A 21,598-nucleotide genomic window follows, 5' to 3' on the forward strand; every position below is an offset into this window, starting at 1 on the left:
CGTTCCCACTCGGCATCCGTGAGATCACCCCGCCCCATGAGCACATCAACGTCCTCGACGCGAAGTAGTCACATGATCGGCCGGACAGGTCCTAGGGTCTGCGCATGCTCCTGTGGATCAACGGCCCTTTCGGGGGCGGCAAGACACAGACCGCGTACGAGATCCAGCGCCGCCTGCCCGGCAGCGTGGTCTGCGACCCCGAGCACGCGGGCTTCGGGCTGCGGCGGACGCTGCCACCCGAACTGCGCGGGGACTTCCAGGACTTGAGCTCCTGGCGGCAGGGCGTCGTCGAGGTCCTCGACCTCGCCCTCACCCAGCACGACGGTGTGGTGATCGCGCCCATGACGGTCACTCACTCCGGCTACTTCGAGGAGACGGTGGGCCGACTGCGCGAACTCGGCCATGACGTACGGCACTTCACGCTGCTCGCCGAGCGCGAGACCGTCCTGAAACGGCTGCGCGAGCGCGGCTTCGGGCACCTCCTTCAGTACGTCGCCGGCAAGAACGCCGGCAAGGGCATCGGGAAGGGCACCGGGCTGCGCCGGGAGAGCTGGGCCGTCCAGCAGCTCGACCACTGCCTGGAGCGGTTGCGGGAGCCGGAGTTCGCCGAGCATCTGTGGACGGACCACTCGACCGTGCCGAAGACGGCGGACCGCATCGCCGTCCTGGCCGGGCTGCGGCTGAGGCCCAACAACGAGGGCCCGCTGCGGACACGGCTGCGGCAGGCGAGGGTCGGGGTCAGGCACATCCGCTTCGACTGAGCCGTGGGCGCAGGAGGGGCGCGCTCAGCGCAGGATCCCCTCCAGGAAGTCGCTGCCGAGCCGGGCCACCACGGCCACGTCCAGCTGGTGCAGGACGTACCGCCCGCGGCGGCGGGTGGTGATCAGGCCCGCCTTCTTCAGCACGCCCAGGTGCCGGGATATCTCCGGAGCCGTCACGCCGTGCGCCTGCGCCAGCTCGCCCGTGGTGTACGCGCTGCGGGCGAGATTGCGGCAGATACGCATGCGCACGGGGTGGGAGAGCGCGGTCATCCGCAGGGCCAGCTGCTCGACCGTGGGCGGGGCGGCGAGTTCGGGGGAGCCGACCGGGTAGTGCAGCACCGGCTGCCAGGCGTAGCGGTGCAGGACCATCAGGTGCGGCCAGCCCAGGCTCGTCGGGACGAGGAGGAGGCCGCCGTCCCCCGTGGCCGTACGGCCATCGCCCAGCTTGTCCACTGTGATCCGTGCCGCTGCCTCGTCGAGAGTGACCGCCGGGGACACTGCGGCCAGGGCCTCCGCCAGGCCCTTGTGCCGCAGGAGATCCGTCTTGTGGCGGGCGTCCGCCGTGAGCTGGTGGCGCAGCCGGGACCAGGTATCCGCGAAGAATGCCTCGTCGCAGTCCTGGAGGAACTGCCGCAGCCAGGCCCGGATCCGCGGCGGATCGAACAGCAGCCGCTCGCTGAACCGCATCTGCTGCGGTCCGCGCGCGGCCGCGAGGTCCAGGGCGCGCCGCCGCACGCCGGCGTCGGAGAGCGCGTCGGGCCCGCGCGTGCTGTACGGCAGGGCGCAGGTGAACTCCAGGGCCGCGTCCACGAACTGCTCGTCCGTCAGCTTGTCCAGCTGATCCAGCTCCTCCGCCAGCGTGGCGCCCGGGAGGGCGCTGCCGCCCGGGATGCCGGCGAAGGGCAGGAAGAGGTCGGAGAACGTCGACCGCCACAAAAAGTCGGCCTCGCACATCCTGTCGGCCAGGTGCGGGTCCAACCGGGCCGTGACGCCCGTCACCCAGCCCTGCAGGCCCGGGTGGTGCCCCGGCTCCGACAGCGCGTGCAGCGCCATGCCGAGCTCGGCCAGCGGTGAGGGCACGACGGCGAGCCTCTCCGGCCGCAGCCCCGCGATGTCGATGGTCACGCTCATGTCCTCATGGTGCACCCCGCCACTGACAACGCGGCCGCCGATTGACGACGGCCGTCAATCGACGCGACGCAGCCGCCGGACGGAGGCAAGCCTGGGATCACCGGGGCGACCGCGGAGCCCGATCCCTCCGCATTCATGCCTCCTGCGACCTGTCTCCTACGTCCCGAGAGGCGATACGCCATGAGCATCACGCAGCAGTACCTCCTCGACACCTACCGCGCCCACCAACACGGCGACCCCGCCCCGCCCGGGCCCGGTGCCCATGACTGGCAGGTCGCGCGTGAGTGGCGCGACCACCGGCAGTTCCGGGCGGTGGTCGCCGGACGCCCGGCCCATGGGCGGATGCGCCAGGCCTTGGGGCGGTGGCTACGTCGACGGGCCCGCGCTACCCACTGACCTCCTCGGTCAGCACGGCCACGAACCGGGCGACGGCCTCCTTCACGTCCTCGGCCGTCCACTCCAGGCCGGCTCCGCGGACCGAGACCTCGGTGCAGGCCAGCCCCGGGCCCTTCTGATCCCAGGCGTTGGCGAACAGACCGGTTCTCGTCACCTCCGCCTGCCGGATCGCGGCCTCGGAGAGGACGTCGACGTCGTACGGCAGCCAGACCTGGAACTCGTTCGTGTGCGGCACCTCGGGGTGGACGCGCGCCCACGGCACCCCGGCTGCGGCGAACCCCTCGCGCAACGCGGCGGCCACCACGCGCGCGTGGGCCACGTACTCCGGCAGCCGGGGCAGCTCCCGCTCCAGGCCGACCAGCGCCGACAGCGCCGTGGGGAACTGCTGGAACACCATGCCGCCATAGCGGTGCCGCCAGACCTTCGCCTCCTCCACCAGCGTCCGCGGACCGGCGAGCGCGGCACCCCCGTATCCGCCCAGGGACTTGTAGAACGACACGTAGACGCTGTCCGCCAGGCCTGCGATCTCCTCCAGCCGGCGGCCGAAGTGGAGGGTGGACTCCCACAGGCGCGCACCGTCGAAGTGCACCACCGCGTCGAGCTCCCGCGCTGCGTCCACCACCTCGACGAGCTCGTCCCAGGAAGGCAGCAGGAAACCGGCGTCGCGGAGGGGGAGTTCCAGTACGAGTGCCCCGAAGGGCTCCCCGAAGTCGCGGACCTCGGCGGCGGTCGGCTGCCTCGGCTCGCTCGTCACCTGAACCGGGCGCAACCCACTGACCTGGCTGAACGCGTTTCGCTCATGCACCTCGGGGTGGGCCAGCGCATGGAGGGCGACGGTCGGGTCGCCGGTGCGGCCGGCCCAGCAGCGCAGGGCGATCTGCTGGGCCATCGTGCCGGTCGGAAAGAACGCGGCGGCTTCCTTGCCGAGCAGCGCCGCGGTCCTGTCCTCCAGGGCCTCGACGACGCCGTTGCCATAGAGGTCCGCCCGCTCGCCCAGGTCGTACACGTCCGGCGCCGCCTCCAGAAGTGCGAGGCGCTCGCGGAGCGTGCCCAGGAAGTCGAGGCGTGAGAGGACACGCTCCGCACTCCGGAATGCGCCTATACGCCGCTCGAAGCGCTGTTTGCGCTGTTCTTCGTCCGTCCGCGTGCTCTGCTGTATGCCCTGCTCCGCTGTATCGCTCATGGCCCTGGATCATCCCGGGAGACCACCCGAGCGGGCACCCGAGTTTCGGCTGCTGCCCTCACCCGTCCACACACGCGCGCAAGGCGTGTGGAAACCCACAGCCTGTGGACAACCGAACGCCCCTCGAACCAATCGCGTTAACATGACGAGAAATCGTCCGGTACCCCGAGCGGACTGGAACGGGAAGGCCGCCGTCGAGTGAGTACAAGCCAACAGCCAGATCCCAGGGACCGCCCCGCGCGGCTCACCGTCGGTGTCGTCGGCGCCGGCCGCGTGGGCCCCGCACTCGCCGCGTCCCTCCAGCTCGCCGGGCACCGCCCGGTGGCCGTATCCGCGGTCTCCGACGCCTCCAGGCGACGGGCCGCGCAGCTGCTCCCCGACGTGCCGCTCGTGCCGCCCGCCGAGGTGCTCGCCCGCGCCGAGCTGGTGCTGCTGACCGTCCCGGACGACACGCTGCCCGGGCTGGTCGAGGGCCTCGCCGAGACCGGTGCCGTACGACCGGGGCAGCTGATGGTGCACACCTCCGGGCGGTACGGCGCGAAGGTCCTGGACCCCGCCCTGCGCGCGGGCGGCCTGCCGCTGGCCCTGCACCCGGCGATGACCTTCACCGGCACTCCCGTGGACGTCCAGCGCCTGGCCGGGTGCTCCTTCGGCGTCACCGCGCCCGAGGAGCTGCGGCTGGCCGCCGAAGCCCTCGTCATCGAGATGGGCGGCGAACCCGAGTGGATCGCCGAGGAGAGGCGCCCGCTCTACCACGCGGCGCTCGCGCTGGGCGCGAACCACCTGGTGACGCTCGTCGCCCAGTCCATGGAGCTGCTGCGCGAGGCAGGCGTGGCGGCCCCCGACCGGATGCTCGGCCCGCTGCTCGGCGCCGCCCTCGACAACGCCCTGCGCTCCGGCGACGCGGCCCTGACCGGCCCCGTCGCGCGCGGGGACGCGGGCACCGTCGCCGCGCACGTCACGGAACTGCGCAGGCACGCCCCGCAGGCCGTCGCCGGCTACCTGGCGATGGCGCGCGCGACCGCCGACCGGGCGCTCGCCCACGGACTGCTCAAGCCGGAGCTCGCCGAGGACCTCCTCGGGGTACTCGCAGACGGGACCGACGGCGCCGAGGGAGATGCCCGATGACGACCCTGCTGCGCACCGCCGACGAACTGCACGCACGCACGCGTGCCGGCCGCCGTGCCGTCGTGATGACCATGGGCGCCCTGCACGAGGGCCACGCCACCCTGATCCGCACCGCGCGCACGATCGCCGGCCCGCAGGGCGAGGTCGTCGTCACCGTCTTCGTGAACCCCTTGCAGTTCGGCGAGGGCGAGGACCTCGACCGCTACCCGCGCACCCTGGACGCCGACCTCAAGATCGCCGAACAGGCGGGCGCCGACGCCGTGTTCGCGCCCTCCGTGGACGAGGTCTACCCGGGCGGCCGGCCCCAGGTGCGCATCAGCGCCGGCCCCATGGGCGACAGCCTGGAGGGCGCCTCGCGCCCCGGCCACTTCGACGGCATGCTCACCGTCGTCGCCAAGCTGCTCCACCTCACCCGCCCCGACGTCGCCCTGTACGGCCAGAAGGACGCCCAGCAACTCGCCCTGATCCGCCGCATGGTGCGCGACCTGAACTTCGGCGTCGAGATCGTGGGCGTCCCGACCGTGCGCGAGGAGGACGGCCTCGCGCTCTCCAGCCGCAACCGCTACCTCTCGCCCAAGGAGCGGCACACGGCACTCGCGCTGTCCCAGGCCCTCTTCGCCGGCCGCGACCGGCACGCGGCACAGGAGGCGCTGCGCGCGCGGGCACGCGAAGTGCCCGCCACCCGCGCGCGTGCGGAAGCGCTCAGCGCCATAGGGGAGTCCCGCGCGGCGGCCGACGCACACGCCGTCGCCAAGGCGGTCCCTGGCGCCACGGCGGCCATCCGCGCCGCCGCCCGCATGCTCCTCGACGAGGCCGCCCGCCTCGACCCGCCGCTCGAACTGGACTACCTCGCGCTCGTCGACCCGTCCGACTTCACCGAGATCGAGGACGACTTCACCGGCGAGGCCGTCCTCGCCGTCGCAGCCCGGGTCGGGGCGACCCGGCTGATCGACAACCTCCCCCTGACCTTCGGAGCCGCCTCGTGACCAGCACAGGCATACGACTGCACGCACCCGCGCCCGGGTGGTCCATCACCGCGGACGTCGTCGTCGTCGGCTCCGGCGTCGCGGGCCTCACCGCCGCCCTGCGCTGCGAGGCCGCCGGCCTGACGACCGTCGTCGTCACCAAGGCCCGCCTCGACGACGGCTCCACGCGCTGGGCCCAGGGCGGCATCGCCGCCGCCCTCGGCGAGGGCGACACCCCCGAACAGCACCTCGACGACACCCTGGTCGCGGGCGCGGGCCTGTGCGACGAGGAGGCGGTCCGCATCCTCGTCACCGAGGGTCCCGACGCCGTACGCCGCCTCATCGAGACCGGTGCCCACTTCGACGAGTCGGAGGAAGGCGGCCTGGAGCTCACCCGCGAGGGCGGCCACCACCGCCGCCGTATCGCCCACGCAGGCGGGGACGCGACCGGTGCGGAGATCTCCCGCGCCCTGGTCGAGGCGGTCCACGCGCGCGGCATGCGCACGATCGAGAACGCGCTCGTCCTCGACCTCCTGACGGACGCCGAGGGCCGGACGGCGGGCGTCACCCTGCACGTCATGGGCGAGGGCCAGCACGACGGTGTGGGCGCGGTCCACGCGCCCGCGGTGGTCCTCGCGACCGGCGGCATGGGCCAGGTCTTCTCGGCGACGACGAACCCGTCGGTCTCGACCGGCGACGGCGTGGCCCTGGCGCTGCGCGCGGGCGCCGAGGTGAGCGATCTGGAATTCGTCCAGTTCCACCCCACGGTCCTCTTCCTGGGCCCGGACGCGGAGGGCCAGCAGCCCCTGGTCTCCGAGGCCGTACGCGGCGAGGGCGCCCACCTGGTCGACGCCGACGGCGTGCGCTTCATGGTCGGACAGCACGAACTTGCCGAACTCGCCCCCCGGGACATCGTCGCCAAGGGCATCATGCGACGCATGCAGGAGCAGGACGCGGAACACATGTTCCTCGACGCCCGCCACTTCGGCGCCCACATGTGGGAGCACCGTTTCCCGACGATCCTCGCCGCCTGCCGCGCGAACGGCATCGACCCGGTCAGCTCCCCCATCCCGATCGCCCCGGCCGCCCACTACGCCTCCGGCGGCGTACGCACCGACTCCCAGGGCCGTACGACCGTCCCCGGCCTGTACGCGTGCGGCGAGGTCGCCTGCACGGGCGTGCACGGCGCCAATCGCCTGGCCTCCAACTCACTCCTCGAAGGCCTGGTCTACGCCGAGCGCATCGTGGCCGACATCGCGGCCGCCCGTGCGGCCGACGGCCTCCACGCGCGCGTGCCGCACCCGGTGCCGTACCCCGAGACCCCCGAGCACCCGCTGCTCGCCCCCGAGGCCCGCTTCGCGATCCAGCGAACGATGACCGACGGCGCCGGAGTCCTGCGCTCCGCGGACTCCCTCGCGAAGGCGGCCGAGCAGATCCAGCAGCTGCACACCGAGGCCCGTGACGCCCTCGCCGAGAACGGCAAGACGGCCGAGCCCGGCGTGGACACATGGGAGTCCACGAACCTCCTCTGCGTGGCCCGGGTCCTGGTGGCCGCGGCGCAGCTCCGCGAGGAGACCCGGGGCTGCCACTGGCGCGAGGACGAGCCCGACCGCGACGACGCGACGTGGCGCCGCCACATCGTCGTACGCCTGAACCCGGACCGCACACTGGCCGTGCACACCACAGACACCGCAGACTTCCCCCCGACCCGTCCCCAGGAGCAGTGACAGCAGTGACCACCCCCGACCTTCCCCTCGCCCCGACCGGCGGCTGCGGCGACGAGTGCGCCTGCGGTGCCGACGAGGAGTACCTGGAGTGCGGCCTCGACCCCGCGCTCGCCCAGCTCCTGGCCGACGCGGGCCTCGACCCGGTCGAGGTCGAGGACATCGCAGGCGTCGCCATCCAGGAGGACCTGGCGCACGGCGTGGACGTGACGACGGTCGCGACCATCCCCGAAGAGGCCGTCGCCACCGCCGACTTCGTCGCGCGTGAGGCGGGCGTCGTGGCGGGCCTCAGGGTCGCCGAGGCGGTGGTCTCGATCGTCTGCGAGGACGAGTTCGAGGTGGAGCGCCACGTGGAGGACGGCGACCGCGTGACGGAGGGCCAGACGCTTCTCTCGATCACCACCCGCACCCGCGACCTCCTGACGGCCGAGCGCAGCGCGCTGAACATCCTCTGCCGCCTGTCGGGCATCGCCACGGCCACGCGCGCGTGGGCGGACGTACTGGACGGCACGAACGCGAGGGTCCGGGACACCCGCAAGACCACCCCCGGGCTGCGCGCCCTGGAGAAGTACGCGGTCCGCTGCGGGGGCGGCGTGAACCACCGCATGTCGCTGTCGGACGCGGCCCTGGTCAAGGACAACCACGTCCTGGCTGCGGGCGGCGTGAGCCAGGCCTTCAAGGCTGTCCGCGAAGCCTTCCCGGACCTCCCGATCGAGGTCGAGGTGGACACCCTCCACCAACTCCGCGAAGTGGTGGACGCGGGCGCGGACCTGATCCTCCTGGACAACTTCACGCCGGGCGAGTGCGAGGAGGCGGTGTCGATCGTGCACGGCCGGGCGGCACTCGAAGCATCGGGCCGCCTGACCCTGGCCAACGCCAAGGCGTACGCGGACACGGGCGTCGACTACCTGGCCGTGGGGGCCCTCACCCACTCCTCGCCGATCCTGGACATCGGCCTGGACCTGCGAGCGGCGGAGTAGGACGGGCATGCTCCTCACGATCGACGTAGGCAACACGCACACCGTCCTCGGCCTGTTCGACGGCGAGGACATCGTCGAGCACTGGCGCATCTCGACGGACGCCCGCCGCACCGCCGACGAACTGGCGGTCCTGCTCCAGGGCCTGATGGGCATGCACCCGCTCCTCGGCGACGAGCTGGGCGACGGCATCGACGGAATCGCCATCTGCGCCACGGTCCCCTCGGTCCTTCACGAACTCCGCGAGGTGACCCGCCGCTACTACGGCGACGTCCCCGCGGTCCTCGTCGAGCCGGGCGTGAAGACGGGCGTCCCGATCCTCACGGACAACCCCAAGGAAGTCGGCGCCGACCGCATCATCAACGCGGTGGCGGCGGTGGACCTCTACGGCGGCCCGGCCATCGTCGTCGACTTCGGTACGGCGACGACGTTCGACGCGGTGAGCGCGCGCGGTGAGTACATCGGCGGTGTCATCGCCCCCGGCATCGAGATCTCGGTCGAGGCCCTCGGCGTCAGGGGCGCCCAGCTCCGCAAGATCGAGGTGGCCCGCCCGCGCAGCGTCATCGGCAAGAACACCGTCGAGGCCATGCAGTCCGGCATCATCTACGGCTTCGCCGGCCAGGTGGACGGCGTGGTCAACCGCATGGCCCGCGAACTCGCCGACGACCCCGACGAGGTCACGGTCATCGCCACGGGGGGTCTGGCCCCCATGGTCCTGGGCGAATCCTCGGTCATCGACGAACACGAACCCTGGCTGACCTTGATCGGCCTCCGCCTGGTCTACGAACGCAACGTGTCCCGAATGTGACACCGCCGGTGTGGCACTGGGGGCCCACGGCCCCCAGACCCCCGCTTTCGGCCCTGAACGGGCCTCGTCCCCAAACGCCGGACGGGCCGGAATGCCTGGACCGGCACTTGGAAGAGACCGGCGAAGCGGCCGTGGGTGTCGCACCCCCGCGGCGTCGCACCCGCGTACGGCGGCAAGGGGACACCACCCGGCACGGCCCCGACCCACCACGCACCCGCAGGCGCTACACGCACCCCCACCCACCAGCAACAGGCCGCCGCAGGCATCGCACCCCCGTCTCCCGAGTGGCTCCCACGCCACACCCACCCCACCTATGCCGCGTTTGTCTGATTAGCGCGTATCGTCGGCCCATGCCCACGCCATACGGATCCCGCGGCGCCATGGCGTTCGGCGCGGAGGAGCTGCGTGTGCTCCGTCGCGCTCTCGCCCTCGCCCTACACCCCAGCCCCGCCTCGGCCGAGGAGGTCCAGGACTGCCTCCGCCTCGCAGAGTCGCTAGACGAGGCAATGCGCGAGGGCGCCCGGCTGCGCGCCTTCCTGACGGCCGACCTCGCCCGCTATCGCGCCGCCCTCCCCGGCACCGCAGCCGGCTACCTCACCCTTCTGGAGGAGGCGCTCGGCGCCGGGCACCCCCCGACCGCCGAGGACCTCGCAGCCCTGCGCGCCCTGCGCGGCAACCCCACCGCGGCAGTCCTCCTCACCCGCTGCCAGGCACTGGCGGAACAGGACGTAAGAGCCCGCCTGGCGCCTGGCACCGCCCGCCCGGCCACTCCTGCCAAGCCGGCCATCCCCGCGTCCCGTACGCACCTCCTGGCCCTCCCTGGAGGCCTCTCCGAGGAGCGCCCCCGACCCCCGGCCGACCTCCCGGCGCAGGCAGCCGGCCAGGACCCCGCCCAGCCGCCCCGGAAGAAGCCGGCAGAAAAGCCGGCCACCCCCAAACCGGACCCCGGTCCCGGCCCCGAGCGCACACCGGCCCCCAAGCCGACGCGCCCCATCCCCACCCCCGGCGAGGTCTTCCCCCGCCGCAAACCGACCCCACCCCCCGCGAACCCGCCCCAGCAGCTGGCCGCAGGCTGAGACGCGAACCCACCTCACAACCCCCAACCCCCGCCCCATCCACCCACACCCCCTGGCTACCCTGGACGCATGGACTACGTCTCCGCACTCCTCCCCCCGGCCGTCATGGCCGTCTTCTTCATCGGTGTGATCAGGGTGATCGTGAAGACCCAGGGCGGAGCCAACAAGGCCAAGGAGGACGCGGCCGTGGATGCCGCCCTCGCGCGCGTGGAGGGCACCCGCCAGGCTTCGGCGACCCCGGACGCCTGACCCGACGACGTACGACGACGTACGAGGGCGTACGACTCCGAGCTCGCCGCTTTCCGAGTCGTACGCCCCTTTTTGTTCCTGTTTGCCGGAGAAAGAGCACGTCCGGCACGCCAACACCCAGATCTCCCACTATTGTGCGAGCTGTGCCTCGCCCATTGGGAGAACTCGAAGACGCGGTCATGACGCGGGTGTGGAAGTGGAACCGCCCGGTGACCGTTCGAGAAGTCCTGGAAGATCTCCAGCAGGAACGGTCCATCGCGTACACCACGGTGATGACCGTTTTGGACAATCTCCATCAGAAGGGCTGGGTACGCCGCGAGGCGGAAGGCCGGGCCTATCGATATGAGGCGGTCTCCACCCGAGCCGCCTACGCCGCCGCCCTGATGAACGACGCCTGGTCCCAGAGCGACAACCCCGCCGCCGCACTCGTCGCCTTCTTCGGCATGATGAGCGAGGAACAGCGCCAGGCCCTGCGCAACGCCGTACGCATCGTCCAGGGCCCGGAAACGCCCGAACCCACGGAAGTACCGGATACGCGCCGCGTTACGAGCACCGATACCGCCGCTGTCGCCGATACCACCAGCACCGATACCAGCGGCGATACCAGCACCGATACCGCCCCGGATACCCGTGCCGATACCGCCCCCGAGAACCCCGCCTCGGCACCGGAGCCCGACGGGCGATAGCGTCCGCTCATGTCCGCAGAGAGCCACTCGGCCGAGAGCCCCGCGGCTCAGAGCCCAGAAGTCACCGCAAAAGCCATCACCGTCCGGCGGGCCCGTACCGGCGATGTCCCGGCGGTGCGTCGTCTCCTTGACGAGTACGTCCGGCGCCGCATCCTGCTCGACAAAGCCACGGTGACGCTTTACGAGGACATCCAGGAGTTCTGGGTCGCGGAACGGGACGACAACGGCGAGGTCGTCGGCGCCGGGGCCCTGCACGTGATGTGGGAAGACCTGGCGGAAGTCCGCACGCTGGCAGTGAAGCCCGGCCTGAAGGGCGCCGGCGTCGGTCATCAGTTGCTGGAGAAGTTGCTGCACACCGCGCGCTGGCTCGGCGTTCGCCGCGTTTTCTGTCTGACCTTCGAAGTGGACTTCTTCGGCAAGCACGGCTTCGTCGAGATCGGCGAGACGCCGGTGGACACCGATGTCTACGCTGAGCTGCTGCGTTCCTATGACGAGGGGGTCGCGGAGTTCCTCGGTCTCGAACGAGTGAAACCGAACACCTTGGGCAACAGCCGGATGCTTCTGCATCTGTGATCGTCACCCACTATTCCGACGGGTGACCCTGCCCAGGTGCCCTATGTCCGAAACGCGCATGTTTCCGGACCGCAGTCGGCCTGTGAGTCTCTCCCGGGGGTTTGTGTTTTTCCAGCAAAAGCGGTTTGCTTTCCGACGTACTGCAGTACTGCATATAACAGGGGACGGCGAAACGGCGGACGCCGCAGACCCCAGGCCCTCAAGTTATCGATGAAAGGAAATCCGGTGGCACAGAAGGTTCAGGTCCTTCTTGTCGACGACCTCGACGGCGGCGAGGCGGACGAGACCGTGACGTTCGCGTTGGACGGCAAGACGTACGAGATCGATCTCACGACCGGCAATGCGGACAAGCTCCGCGGCCTTCTCGAGCCTTACGTGAAGGGCGGTCGTCGCACCGGAGGCCGCGCTTCGGGTGGGCGCGGAAAGGCGCGCGCAACTTCCGGCGGCAGCCAGGACACCGCGCAGATCCGCGCGTGGGCCAAGGAGAACGGTTACGAGGTCAACGACCGCGGCCGCGTTCCGGCGTCCATTCGCGAGGCATACGAGAAGGCCAACGCCTGATCCGGGTCGATGCCTGATCTACGGACAGGCCGAAGGCTGCACGCACGCGCGTCGCAGTCCCAGGCGGTGGCAGTGCGTTGCCACCGTGCCCAGAACCCGCACGAGATCGGGGGCGCCCCCACCGCCCCCCAGTGCCGACAGCGTCGGCAGCGAGGCCTCGACCTCGCCCCCAGGCTCGGGGGGCCGCAGCCACACGGCGGCCCCCTGCACGGCACCGGAGAGGTCCAGGGGAAGCGACCGCACTCCGCACTGCCCCGGCAGGCCAGGACGCCGTACGGCTCCCCCAGGTCCCGCATCGACGGGACACCGTACGGCCGCCGCCGCCGGACCCGGTCGCGCCCCGTCCGGCCCGGCCGCGAGATGCCGAACCAGCGCCGGTGACCCGAGAACCGCAAGAGGCCGTACGGCTGTGACAGGCCGCCTCTCGGGTGGCAGCGGTGCCTCCATGAGGCCGCCCTCACCCAGCGTCGTCAGGTCCAGGGGCAGCGCGCCCCACTCCAGCCAGTCCAGCGCCCCCGGCACCTCCTCCGCGCTGCCCGCGGCCATGAGCAGCCGCATCCGGTCGCCCTGGACGGCCACCGGCGAGTTCGGTGCCAGATGGCGCAGGGCAGCGCGGCCCGCCTCGGCAGGGACGTCCAGGACGTCGAAGCGCAGGCCCACGCGAAGGCTCAGCGGGGCTCCGGGGGCGGCGGGCACCACCGGCCAGCCCAGTTCGTTCTCGTACCACCGGCGGACCTGATCGCTCGGATCGAGCGGCCGACGGGGGAGGGGGATCGCGGCGAGGTCCGTGGTGATCTTGGGGCGGGTGCCGACCATGCCAAGTGCAACCGCCGAATGGACGTGCGGGTTACGCTGGGTGTTCCGACGAATGCACACAGTGTCTGTATAGGGGGCGTGCGGGGGTGTGGGGTGGCGCAAGGTTGTTCGCCCGTAGCGGAGGGAACCGGGGGGCGCGGCATGGAGTGTCAGTCCCAGCGGGTAAGACATCCCTAGTGGGAGGGGGCGACACGCAGGCAAGGTGGTCTCACGTTCGCCATCGGCGTACTGATGGTGAGGGTAAGTGCCTGGCCTGCGGGAACATCGTCTCGCACCATCGGGTTGGAGCAGATGTCGGCGTTCGGGGTCAGGAGGCCATCGACGGTGTCGGCAGTTGGAATGAGCGGTCCCCGCTTGCGGGACTAAGCTGCGGAAGGACAGGGAGGGGAAGTTCCCCCCACTGCCTGACCGCTCTGAGGAGCGATTAACGATGTTCGAGAGGTTCACCGACCGCGCGCGGCGGGTTGTCGTCCTGGCTCAGGAAGAAGCCCGGATGCTCAACCACAACTACATCGGCACCGAGCACATCCTCCTGGGCCTGATCCATGAGGGTGAGGGTGTCGCCGCCAAGGCCCTTGAGAGCCTCGGGATTTCGCTCGAGGCGGTCCGCCAGCAGGTGGAGGAGATCATCGGGCAGGGGCAGCAGGCCCCGTCCGGGCACATCCCCTTCACCCCCCGTGCCAAGAAGGTCCTGGAGCTGTCGCTCCGCGAGGCCCTTCAGCTGGGCCACAACTACATCGGCACGGAGCACATCCTGCTCGGCCTGATCCGTGAGGGCGAGGGCGTCGCCGCCCAGGTCCTGGTCAAGCTGGGCGCAGATCTCAACCGGGTGCGGCAGCAGGTCATCCAGCTGCTCTCCGGTTACCAGGGCAAGGAGACCGCCACCGCCGGCGGGCCTGCCGAGGGCACCCCCTCGACGTCCCTGGTCCTCGACCAGTTCGGCCGGAACCTCACCCAGGCCGCTCGTGAGTCCAAGCTCGACCCGGTCATCGGGCGCGAGAAGGAGATCGAGCGGGTCATGCAGGTGCTGTCCCGCCGCACCAAGAACAACCCGGTCCTGATCGGTGAGCCCGGCGTCGGCAAGACCGCCGTCGTCGAGGGCCTCGCTCAGGCCATCGTCAAGGGCGAGGTGCCCGAGACCCTCAAGGACAAGCACCTCTACACCCTCGACCTCGGCGCGCTGGTCGCCGGCTCCCGCTACCGCGGTGACTTCGAGGAGCGCCTGAAGAAGGTGCTCAAGGAGATCCGCACCCGCGGCGACATCATCCTGTTCATCGACGAGCTCCACACGCTGGTCGGTGCGGGTGCCGCCGAGGGCGCCATCGACGCGGCTTCCATCCTGAAGCCGATGCTGGCCCGCGGTGAGCTGCAGACCATCGGTGCGACCACGCTGGACGAGTACCGCAAGCACCTGGAGAAGGACGCGGCCCTCGAGCGCCGCTTCCAGCCCATCCAGGTCGCCGAGCCGTCGCTGCCGCACACGATCGAGATCCTCAAGGGTCTGCGCGACCGGTACGAGGCCCACCACCGGGTCTCCATCACCGACGAGGCGCTGGTCCAGGCCGCCACCCTGGCCGACCGGTACATCTCGGACCGCTTCCTGCCGGACAAGGCGATCGACCTGATCGACGAGGCCGGTTCCCGGATGCGCATCCGCCGGATGACCGCGCCGCCGGACCTGCGCGAGTTCGACGAGAAGATCGCGGGCGTGCGCCGCGACAAGGAGTCCGCGATCGACTCGCAGGACTTCGAGAAGGCTGCCTCCCTGCGCGACAAGGAGAAGCAGCTCCTGGCCGCCAAGGCCAAGCGTGAGAAGGAGTGGAAGGCCGGCGACATGGACGTCGTCGCCGAGGTCGACGGCGAGCTGATCGCCGAGGTCCTCGCGACCGCCACCGGCATCCCGGTCTTCAAGCTCACGGAGGAGGAGTCGTCCCGCCTGCTGCGCATGGAGGACGAGCTCCACAAGCGGGTCATCGGCCAGGTCGACGCCGTCAAGGCGCTGTCGAAGGCGATCCGCCGTACGCGTGCCGGTCTGAAGGACCCGAAGCGCCCCGGTGGCTCGTTCATCTTCGCCGGCCCGTCCGGTGTCGGTAAGACCGAGCTGTCCAAGGCGCTCGCCGAGTTCCTCTTCGGTGACGAGGACGCCCTGATCTCCCTCGACATGTCGGAGTTCAGCGAGAAGCACACGGTCTCCCGTCTCTTCGGTTCGCCCCCCGGCTACGTGGGCTACGAAGAGGGTGGCCAGCTGACCGAGAAGGTCCGCCGCAAGCCGTTCTCCGTCGTCCTCTTCGACGAGGTCGAGAAGGCCCACCCGGACATCTTCAACTCGCTGCTGCAGATCCTGGAGGACGGTCGCCTGACCGACTCCCAGGGCCGGGTCGTGGACTTCAAGAACACGGTCATCATCATGACGACCAACCTCGGCACCCGGGACATCTCCAAGGGCTTCAACCTGGGCTTCGCGGCCTCGGGTGACACGAAGAGCAACTACGAGCGCATGAAGAACAAGGTGTCGGACGAGCTCAAGCAGCACTTCCGCCCCGAGTTCCTCAACCGCGTCGACGACGTGGTCGTCTTCCCGCAGCTGACCCAGGACGACATCCTCAAGATCGTCGACCTGATGGTCGGCAAGGTGGACGAGCGTCTGAAGGACCGGGACATGGGCATCGAGCTCTCCCAGTCCGCCAAGGAGCTGCTGTCCAAGAAGGGCTACGACCCCGTGCTGGGTGCCCGGCCGCTGCGCCGGACGATCCAGCGCGAGATCGAGGACTCGCTGTCGGAGAAGATCCTCTTCGGCGAGCTGCGTCCCGGTCACATCGTGGTCGTGGACACCGAGGGCGAGGGCGACACCAAGACCTTCACCTTCCGCGGCGAGGAGAAGGCGGCCCTGCCCGACGTCCCGCCGATCGAGCAGGCGGCCGGTGGCACCGGTCCGAACCTGAGCAAGGACGCGTAGCGCGCGCTCCGCTTGAACAAAAGGGGCTGCCCCGGGACCAAGTCCCGGGGCAGCCCCTTTTGCACACGGTCCGTCAGGAGAGCTGCCCGTTGTAGTCCGGCAGCTTGTACGTCTTCTCGGCGTGGCCGCCCGACAGGTCGGTGGCGCTGTTGCCGATGTTCGCGATGATCGTGTAGCCCTTCTTCTCGATGTCGACGCGCTGGGCCGTCTTGTAGTCGCCGACGTTCTTGAAGAGGTCGAAGAAGCCGCGCACGTACAGCCCGGAGACCTCGTAACCGCGGTACTCGAGGTTGTAGTCGGTCACCGAGTAGATGATGCCCGGGCGGGCGGTCACGAAGAACAGGGAGACGCCGTGCTCCTGGGCGTACTCGGCCACCTCCCGGACCGGCTCGTTGGCCGGCTGCGGGTAGCTGAAGCCGAAGTCCGTCTCCAGGGTGGTGTTGTCGATGTCGAAGACGATCGCCTGCTTCTCACCCGGCTTGGTGTTCGCGATCCGCTGCTTCAGATAGGGCAGTGCCTGGTCCATCACCGCCTGGCAGTCGTTCTGCCAGGTGTCGTAGTCGACGTCCTCGGCGGTGTACGTGGCAGTGGCGCTGGAGGTGCTCGTCGCGGTGGCCGTGGTCGCGGCGTCGGCGGGGGCCGCGAGGGCCACGAGGGCGGCCGCGGAGACGGTGCCGACCGCGATACGGCGTGCCCAGGGGCGGCGAAGCGTCATGTGTGGGGGTCCTCTCACGTCACGTGCGCTGTGTTGTTGTCGCGTGCATGTTCGTGGGTGGGGATGGCGTGAGGGGAAAGATAGGGTTACTGAGCGGTAAGTCGCTAGAGATGTGCGTCACTTAGTTCTGATGATCAATCATCACTGTGCGGCGGGGCAGGTGCCACGAGGTGGATGCCGGCGGGGAGTTCGTGGGCGTTGAGAAGGCGTGCGGTGAACGTGTTCACGCGTTTCAGGCGGGGGTGAGCGGCCAGCGGGGCCAGGTCGAGTTCCTCGGCGAAGTACACGTTCAGGCCGGTCATCTCGGGGAACACCGCGACGACATCCCGCAGATCGGCCGACGGCCGGTCCTGGACGACCAGGGCGACCGATCTCATCTTCTCCAGACGGATGCCGTTCGATGCGAGATCTGTGAGCTCGTCGAGATTCAGGAAAAGGCTGTCCAGCTTCGGCAGGGACGTGACGAGCCGCCAGTTCTCCTGGCTGATGGGACTGTTCAGCATCAGCCGGAGTTCGTTCAGTGACGGGAATTCGGCCAGCACGGAGAGGTCACGTGCGTTCTCAGGCAGGAAGAGGCATTCCAGCGGCGCCCCGGCGAGCGCGCGCAGTGAGCTGATGTCCTCCAGGGCGGGGAGGTTGTTCAGGACCAGCACACCGAGGGGTGTCCCGTGCAGTGAGGCGAGGGACGAGAGCTCCAGACAGTCCTGGAGATGGAGTCGGTGAAGATTCCGGTACGGCCCGAGGAAACCCAGGTCGGTGACGGAAGCATGCCGTAATTCCAGGTTCCGGAGCTTCTGCTCGTCGAGACCGCTCCGGATCTGAGCGGGGCTGAGATCGCCGGAGATCGTGACATCGGTGTAGCTCCCCAGCCGGCTCAGCGTGGCGAGCTCGTCCGGCGTACGGACGACGACGTCCGTCCTGCCCGCCTCCAGCAGGTGGCGGACGACCTCGTTCGCGTATGTGCCGGTGTCGAACCGGTCCCAGTGGTAGCCCAGTCGGTTACGGACCGCCCGGCTCTCGTGATCCCGGTAGCGCACCAGGACCGGCAGCGCCGCATCCCCGCCGATCAGGCACGCGCTCTCGACGGTGTACATCGCGGATTCCTCGTCCAGGCCCTCCGGACCCGGCAGCAGCTCCAGCACGATGGGCCCGAGATCGGCCAGCTCCCGAGACTCGGTCTGAGTGCGCGGTGGGATCAGCTTCCCCGCCCGTGTCTCCACTTCCGCCCGCACCCCGGGGTCCAGCTTCGGCGCGTGCTCCAGAAAGGCCATGGCCAGCAGATGGAGCCGTCCTCGATGTCCCGGCTCCAGATCTCCCCGCTGCACCAGCCCCGTCAGTAACCGCCCCCGCTCGTCCGCCCGCGCATGAGCGACCGCCATCCTGATGACGTCCTCCCACTGGTCCATGTGCGCATGGGCGACCAGGACGTCGAAGTCCCGCTCCTCCACGGCCGCCCGTGCCCCCAGGTAGTCCTGGAAGGTGCGGTGGACGAAGTCCACGGCGTCGACGGCCGGTTCGCGCAGCAGACCGCTGCGGACCAGCAGATGCCGGAGGATCTCCTCGGCAGAGCCCTGGGCGGCGACGTACGGCATCGAAGGCAGCAGCCGCTCCAACTGGTGGACGGCGTCCGTGCGGTCCATCTCCGCGCGACCGTTGCGGATCAGCCAGTACGCGAGCCGTTGGAGCAACTCGACCTGGGACTCCTCGTCCAGCTCGACCGTCAGTTCGCGTTCGCGGTCCCGGCGTTCCAGGAGCATGGACAGGGCGGCGTCGTACAGCGCCTTGCGGCCGCGGGGCAGGAAGCCCCGGCGTTCGCGGTGCAGGGCGCAGATCAGGGCGCACATCAGCGGGTTGGTTGCCAGGCGCCCCAGGTCCTGCTTGGTGCGCATCGAGGACAGCAGCGCCTCGCCCAGCGCCGGGTCCGCGCCCGCGGACTCGTGCCAGCGGCGGACGAACACCGCGATGTTGTCGTGGCTCATGGGGGAGAGCGTGAGTTCGGTGAAGTCCTCGCCGGCCAGCCAGTCGTCCCGTACGGCGGACGGCCGCGAGGTCACCAGCCACAGGTTGCCGGGGAACGCGGCGAGGAGGTCGGCGAGCCAGCGCCGGGTGCGGGCGCGTTCTTCTTCCGGGACCTCGTCGACGCCGTCGATCAGGAGCACTCCGCGTCCGGCGGCGAGTACGCGGTCCGCCCAACCGGGCGGCTGGGAGCCGGTGACCGGGCAGCCGACCGCGCTCAGGAAGTCGTTAGGGACGGGGAGGCGGGCGCCTGAGCGGGTGAGGGTGCGCAGCGGCAGGACGAAGGCCACGCGGCCCATGAGGTGAGCGAGCTGACCGGTCAGCTCCTCCTGGCGGGCGGTGCTGACCGCCAGCCACTGCACCAGGGTGGTCTTCCCGGAGCCGGCCACTCCGCGCAGCAGTACGCGCTCGTGCCCGGCCAGGGCCTGTTCTGCGGGCTGGGGTGCGCAGGCGGGCCGGCCGAGCGCCGGCAGATCGTCCGGCAGCGCGCTGATCTCGGTGTCCGGCGTGGCCTCCAGGCTCAGGTAGGCCGTGTCGAGCGGCCAGTCGCGGCATTCGTCCAGGTCGATGCCGTAGATGGTGAGACGGCTGTGCTTCGTCGCGAGGTACCGCGCGTACTGCTGCTCGAAGGCCGCGTCCTGCGCCGTGCGCGAGGCGAGGCGCTCCACGAGGACGTCGGTGAGCCGGATCAGCTGGTCCAGCTGCCGGCTCTGCTCGACGAGGGTGCGGGGCACAAAGGTCGACCGCTGGGTGAAGAAGTGCAGGATGTGCAGGCAGGAGCTGTTGAGGAGGCGGAAGTAGAGGAAGGTCGAGTCGTAGCTGAGGTCCCGCAGCAGCCGGTCGCCGCCCGCCTGTGTGTGCAGCTGCCCGGCCAGCGCCTCGTGGCCGAGCCGTACGGCCTCCACGTCGTCCAGGTCCAGATCGCCGAGCGCGTGCAGGGTGCGCTGCAGGGCGCCCGCGACCGCTCCCAGCTCCCCCTCGTCCAGGGGCGCCTCGCGCGTCTCGCGCGCCGCCCGTTCCACCAGCTCACGGACGAGCTTGCCCAGCTCCCGCTCGCCGAGCGTCCGCTTCTCGCCCCGGAACGACACCAGGGCCGACAGCCGTACGGGCTTGCCGACCAGCCCTGCCCCCGGCCCTTCCTGGACGAACAGCCGCTTCACCAGCGGACCTACCAGGCCGGACGCGAGCCTGCTGCCGATGACCGTCGGGTCCACGCGGCCTCCCCCTGAGCCCCTCGTCGGTAGGGCAGCAGCGTAGTGCCCGTCACATTCCGGGGTCTTCCGATTGCATAGGGCGGTGACATGCCGCACAGGCGATTTGTCCGTTACTAGCGGGAATAGTGGAAACGGGGGTCATGGGCAAATCGGACGTTAGGCATGAAAACTGGCGAGACCTTTTGGTATCAGCGCTGGTTCGTCCGTATTAGGCGATCTGTCAAGATGCGGGGATTTTTGGGGCGGAGTACTAGCCCTAGTCGTAGATAAGGGGTTTTGGGCTTCGGGGGGCCGGGGGTTACCAAGGGATGGCCATCCGGCGATTGCCTGAGCAGTCGGGTGGTTTTCTCTGTCGTCGTCCCCGTGAGGTTTCGAATGTCCCCGCGCTTCTCGTTCCGTTCGTCCCGTACGTCCACCTTCCGCACCCGTGCGGCTGTGCTGGCCGCCGGCCTGGGGGCCTCGGTCGTGCTGGGCGCCGGAGGCGCGGTTGCTGCCGAGATGAGCTCCGCCCCCGCTGCCTCCACCGCCGTCCAGGCGCAGAGTGCCGCCGCGAAGAAGGCTGCCGCCAAGAAGGCCGCCTCCTGGGTCAGCCCGGTGAAGAAGTACACGAAGTCCGCCAGCTACGCGCAGGCCGGCGGCATGTGGCAGTCCACCCACAGCGGGCAGGACTTCGCCGTCCCGAACGGCACCGACGTCATGGCCGCGCACGGCGGTACGGTCGTCAAGGCCGGCGGCAACGGCGCCGGTGACGGTCCCGCGTACGGCAACGCCGTCGTCATCAAGCACGGCAACGGGACCTTCTCCCAGTACGCCCACCTGTCGCGCATCGACGTGAAGATCGGCCAGGTCGTCAAGACCGGCCAGCACATAGCCAAGTCCGGCAACACCGGTAACTCCAGCGGTCCGCACCTGCACTTCGAGATCCGTAAGAGCGCCAACTACGGCACCGCGATCGACCCCGTGTCCTTCCTGCGGGCCAAGGGTCTGAAGATCTGAGTGACCGAGCCGTTCAGGCGCCCTTGTGCGCCTGGGTGATCAGGTCGGTGGCGACCTCGAGGATGGCCTTGCGCTTCTCCTCGGGGTCGCCTTCGAGGTCCTTCATGACGAACATCCCGGCGTGCATCGTGAACAGGGCGCTGATGCAGCGCACCTGGTCGACCAGGTCGGCGTCCGGGTCTATGACGATGTCGCGCATGCCGAGCATGCGGTTCTTGAACATCTCTCCGATGCTCAGATCGCGGACCGTCGCCTGGTTCTCCTGCATGAAGCGGAACAGCGGTGACGCGTCGGTCAGGACCTGGCTGTAGCGGCGTACGATCTCCTGCTTGGTCTCGAGGGTGTGCGGCTGCTGCCTGCCCCACTCGATCAGGTCCTCGATCGGTTTCGTCAGGTCCTCGAAGAGGCTGACGATGATCTCTTCCTTCGTCTTGAAGTGGTAGTACAAGGCCGCTTTCGTGACCTCCAGGCGCTCGGCGATCTCGCGCAGGGAGGTCTTCTCGTAGCCCTGCTCGGCGAAGAGTTCGAGGGCCACGTCCTGGATGCGCTGGCGGGTGTCCCCGCGGCGCCGCTGCTTGGTGCCGTCCATGGTGCCGCCCATCCTCGTACGCCTCGGCTTTCCAGAAAACTTACTTGACGCCCGGCTAGTTACGCACCTAGGTTCCCT

The 21,598-nt window shown here is 70.0% G+C and carries 20 protein-coding genes; 14 read left to right on the forward strand and 6 right to left on the reverse strand.

Annotated features, from left to right (window positions below):
* Nucleotides 1–104: 104 nt before the first annotated feature.
* Nucleotides 105–761 (forward strand): AAA family ATPase, encoded by a 657-nt coding sequence (locus tag ACZ7L5_RS44315; RefSeq protein ID WP_471524712.1) that lies wholly within the window; start codon nucleotides 105–107, stop codon nucleotides 759–761.
* A gap of 24 nt (nucleotides 762–785) precedes the next feature.
* Here ACZ7L5_RS44315 and ACZ7L5_RS44320 read toward each other — a convergent pair whose 3' ends face one another.
* Entirely contained in the window at nucleotides 786–1,892 is a 1,107-nt protein-coding gene (locus ACZ7L5_RS44320) for a DUF5937 family protein (RefSeq protein WP_471524714.1), read from the reverse strand.
* 180 nt (nucleotides 1,893–2,072) lie between these two features.
* On the opposite strand from ACZ7L5_RS44320, the gene ACZ7L5_RS44325 reads away from it, so the two are divergent.
* Nucleotides 2,073–2,288, forward strand: a complete 216-nt coding sequence (locus ACZ7L5_RS44325) for a hypothetical protein (protein WP_471524716.1) — start codon at nucleotides 2,073–2,075, stop codon at nucleotides 2,286–2,288.
* Here the strand turns inward: ACZ7L5_RS44325 and ACZ7L5_RS44330 are convergent.
* Nucleotides 2,278–3,471: a threonine aldolase family protein gene (locus tag ACZ7L5_RS44330; protein WP_471524718.1), complete on the reverse strand. Its 1,194-nt coding sequence runs from the start codon at nucleotides 3,469–3,471 to the stop codon at nucleotides 2,278–2,280. The genes ACZ7L5_RS44325 and ACZ7L5_RS44330 overlap by 11 nt on opposite strands.
* A 198-nt stretch (nucleotides 3,472–3,669) precedes the next feature.
* Between ACZ7L5_RS44330 and ACZ7L5_RS44335 the strand changes: the two genes are divergently transcribed.
* The 10 genes from ACZ7L5_RS44335 to ACZ7L5_RS44380 all read left to right on the forward strand — a co-directional run bounded on the left by ACZ7L5_RS44335 (nucleotide 3,670) and on the right by ACZ7L5_RS44380 (nucleotide 12,218).
* Nucleotides 3,670–4,599, forward strand: coding sequence for a Rossmann-like and DUF2520 domain-containing protein (locus tag ACZ7L5_RS44335; protein ID WP_471524720.1), 930 nt, complete (start codon nucleotides 3,670–3,672; stop codon nucleotides 4,597–4,599).
* Entirely contained in the window at nucleotides 4,596–5,585 is a 990-nt protein-coding gene (panC, locus tag ACZ7L5_RS44340; RefSeq protein ID WP_328880134.1) for a pantoate--beta-alanine ligase, read from the forward strand. The genes ACZ7L5_RS44335 and panC overlap by 4 nt, the downstream gene beginning before the upstream one ends.
* A complete protein-coding gene (locus ACZ7L5_RS44345; protein WP_471524722.1) occupies nucleotides 5,582–7,291 on the forward strand; it encodes an L-aspartate oxidase in 1,710 nt (569 codons plus the stop codon). The genes panC and ACZ7L5_RS44345 overlap by 4 nt, the downstream gene beginning before the upstream one ends.
* A 5-nt stretch (nucleotides 7,292–7,296) precedes the next feature.
* Entirely contained in the window at nucleotides 7,297–8,268 is a 972-nt protein-coding gene (nadC, locus tag ACZ7L5_RS44350; protein ID WP_471524724.1) for a carboxylating nicotinate-nucleotide diphosphorylase, read from the forward strand.
* A gap of 7 nt (nucleotides 8,269–8,275) precedes the next feature.
* The gene (locus ACZ7L5_RS44355) at nucleotides 8,276–9,073 is read left to right on the forward strand and encodes a type III pantothenate kinase (protein WP_217207191.1); all 798 of its coding nucleotides are present in this window, start codon (nucleotides 8,276–8,278) and stop codon (nucleotides 9,071–9,073) included.
* A gap of 380 nt (nucleotides 9,074–9,453) precedes the next feature.
* Complete coding sequence (locus ACZ7L5_RS44360; RefSeq protein WP_471524777.1) at nucleotides 9,454–10,149, forward strand: hypothetical protein; 696 nt, start codon at nucleotides 9,454–9,456, stop codon at nucleotides 10,147–10,149.
* A gap of 69 nt (nucleotides 10,150–10,218) precedes the next feature.
* Nucleotides 10,219–10,398, forward strand: a complete 180-nt coding sequence (locus ACZ7L5_RS44365) for a hypothetical protein (protein ID WP_328425066.1) — start codon at nucleotides 10,219–10,221, stop codon at nucleotides 10,396–10,398.
* A 179-nt stretch (nucleotides 10,399–10,577) separates the two neighbouring features.
* Nucleotides 10,578–11,084: a BlaI/MecI/CopY family transcriptional regulator gene (locus ACZ7L5_RS44370; RefSeq protein WP_471524779.1), complete on the forward strand. Its 507-nt coding sequence runs from the start codon at nucleotides 10,578–10,580 to the stop codon at nucleotides 11,082–11,084.
* Between the two features lie 9 nt (nucleotides 11,085–11,093).
* Nucleotides 11,094–11,657 carry an amino-acid N-acetyltransferase gene (locus ACZ7L5_RS44375; protein ID WP_328425062.1) on the forward strand — a complete coding sequence of 188 codons (564 nt, stop codon included), beginning with the start codon at nucleotides 11,094–11,096 and terminating at the stop codon, nucleotides 11,655–11,657.
* A 225-nt stretch (nucleotides 11,658–11,882) separates the two neighbouring features.
* On the forward strand, nucleotides 11,883–12,218 hold the full coding sequence (locus ACZ7L5_RS44380) for a histone-like nucleoid-structuring protein Lsr2 (RefSeq protein ID WP_328425060.1): 336 nt from the start codon (nucleotides 11,883–11,885) through the stop codon (nucleotides 12,216–12,218).
* 18 nt (nucleotides 12,219–12,236) lie between these two features.
* Here the strand turns inward: ACZ7L5_RS44380 and ACZ7L5_RS44385 are convergent, their stop codons facing one another.
* Nucleotides 12,237–13,034 (reverse strand): SCO3374 family protein, encoded by a 798-nt coding sequence (locus ACZ7L5_RS44385; protein WP_471524727.1) that lies wholly within the window; start codon nucleotides 13,032–13,034, stop codon nucleotides 12,237–12,239.
* Between the two features lie 430 nt (nucleotides 13,035–13,464).
* On the opposite strand from ACZ7L5_RS44385, the gene ACZ7L5_RS44390 reads away from it, so the two are divergent.
* Nucleotides 13,465–15,990 (forward strand): ATP-dependent Clp protease ATP-binding subunit, encoded by a 2,526-nt coding sequence (locus ACZ7L5_RS44390; protein WP_471524729.1) that lies wholly within the window; start codon nucleotides 13,465–13,467, stop codon nucleotides 15,988–15,990.
* Between the two features lie 73 nt (nucleotides 15,991–16,063).
* Here the strand turns inward: ACZ7L5_RS44390 and ACZ7L5_RS44395 are convergent, their stop codons facing one another.
* Together ACZ7L5_RS44395 and ACZ7L5_RS44400 are read right to left on the reverse strand one after the other, a co-directional pair.
* Nucleotides 16,064–16,705, reverse strand: coding sequence for an HAD family acid phosphatase (locus tag ACZ7L5_RS44395; protein WP_471524731.1), 642 nt, complete (start codon nucleotides 16,703–16,705; stop codon nucleotides 16,064–16,066).
* 134 nt (nucleotides 16,706–16,839) lie between these two features.
* Nucleotides 16,840–19,935 carry an NACHT domain-containing protein gene (locus tag ACZ7L5_RS44400; protein WP_471524732.1) on the reverse strand — a complete coding sequence of 1,032 codons (3,096 nt, stop codon included), beginning with the start codon at nucleotides 19,933–19,935 and terminating at the stop codon, nucleotides 16,840–16,842.
* Between the two features lie 375 nt (nucleotides 19,936–20,310).
* Between ACZ7L5_RS44400 and ACZ7L5_RS44405 the strand changes: the two genes are divergently transcribed.
* Nucleotides 20,311–20,931, forward strand: a complete 621-nt coding sequence (locus ACZ7L5_RS44405) for a M23 family metallopeptidase (protein ID WP_362383979.1) — start codon at nucleotides 20,311–20,313, stop codon at nucleotides 20,929–20,931.
* Nucleotides 20,932–20,944: 13 nt separating this feature from the next.
* Here the strand turns inward: ACZ7L5_RS44405 and ACZ7L5_RS44410 are convergent, their stop codons facing one another.
* Nucleotides 20,945–21,520, reverse strand: a complete 576-nt coding sequence (locus tag ACZ7L5_RS44410) for a TetR/AcrR family transcriptional regulator (RefSeq protein ID WP_328880126.1) — start codon at nucleotides 21,518–21,520, stop codon at nucleotides 20,945–20,947.
* Between the last annotated feature and the right edge of the window lie 78 nt (nucleotides 21,521–21,598).

The organism is Streptomyces sp. NPDC107528 (assembly GCF_055639295.1).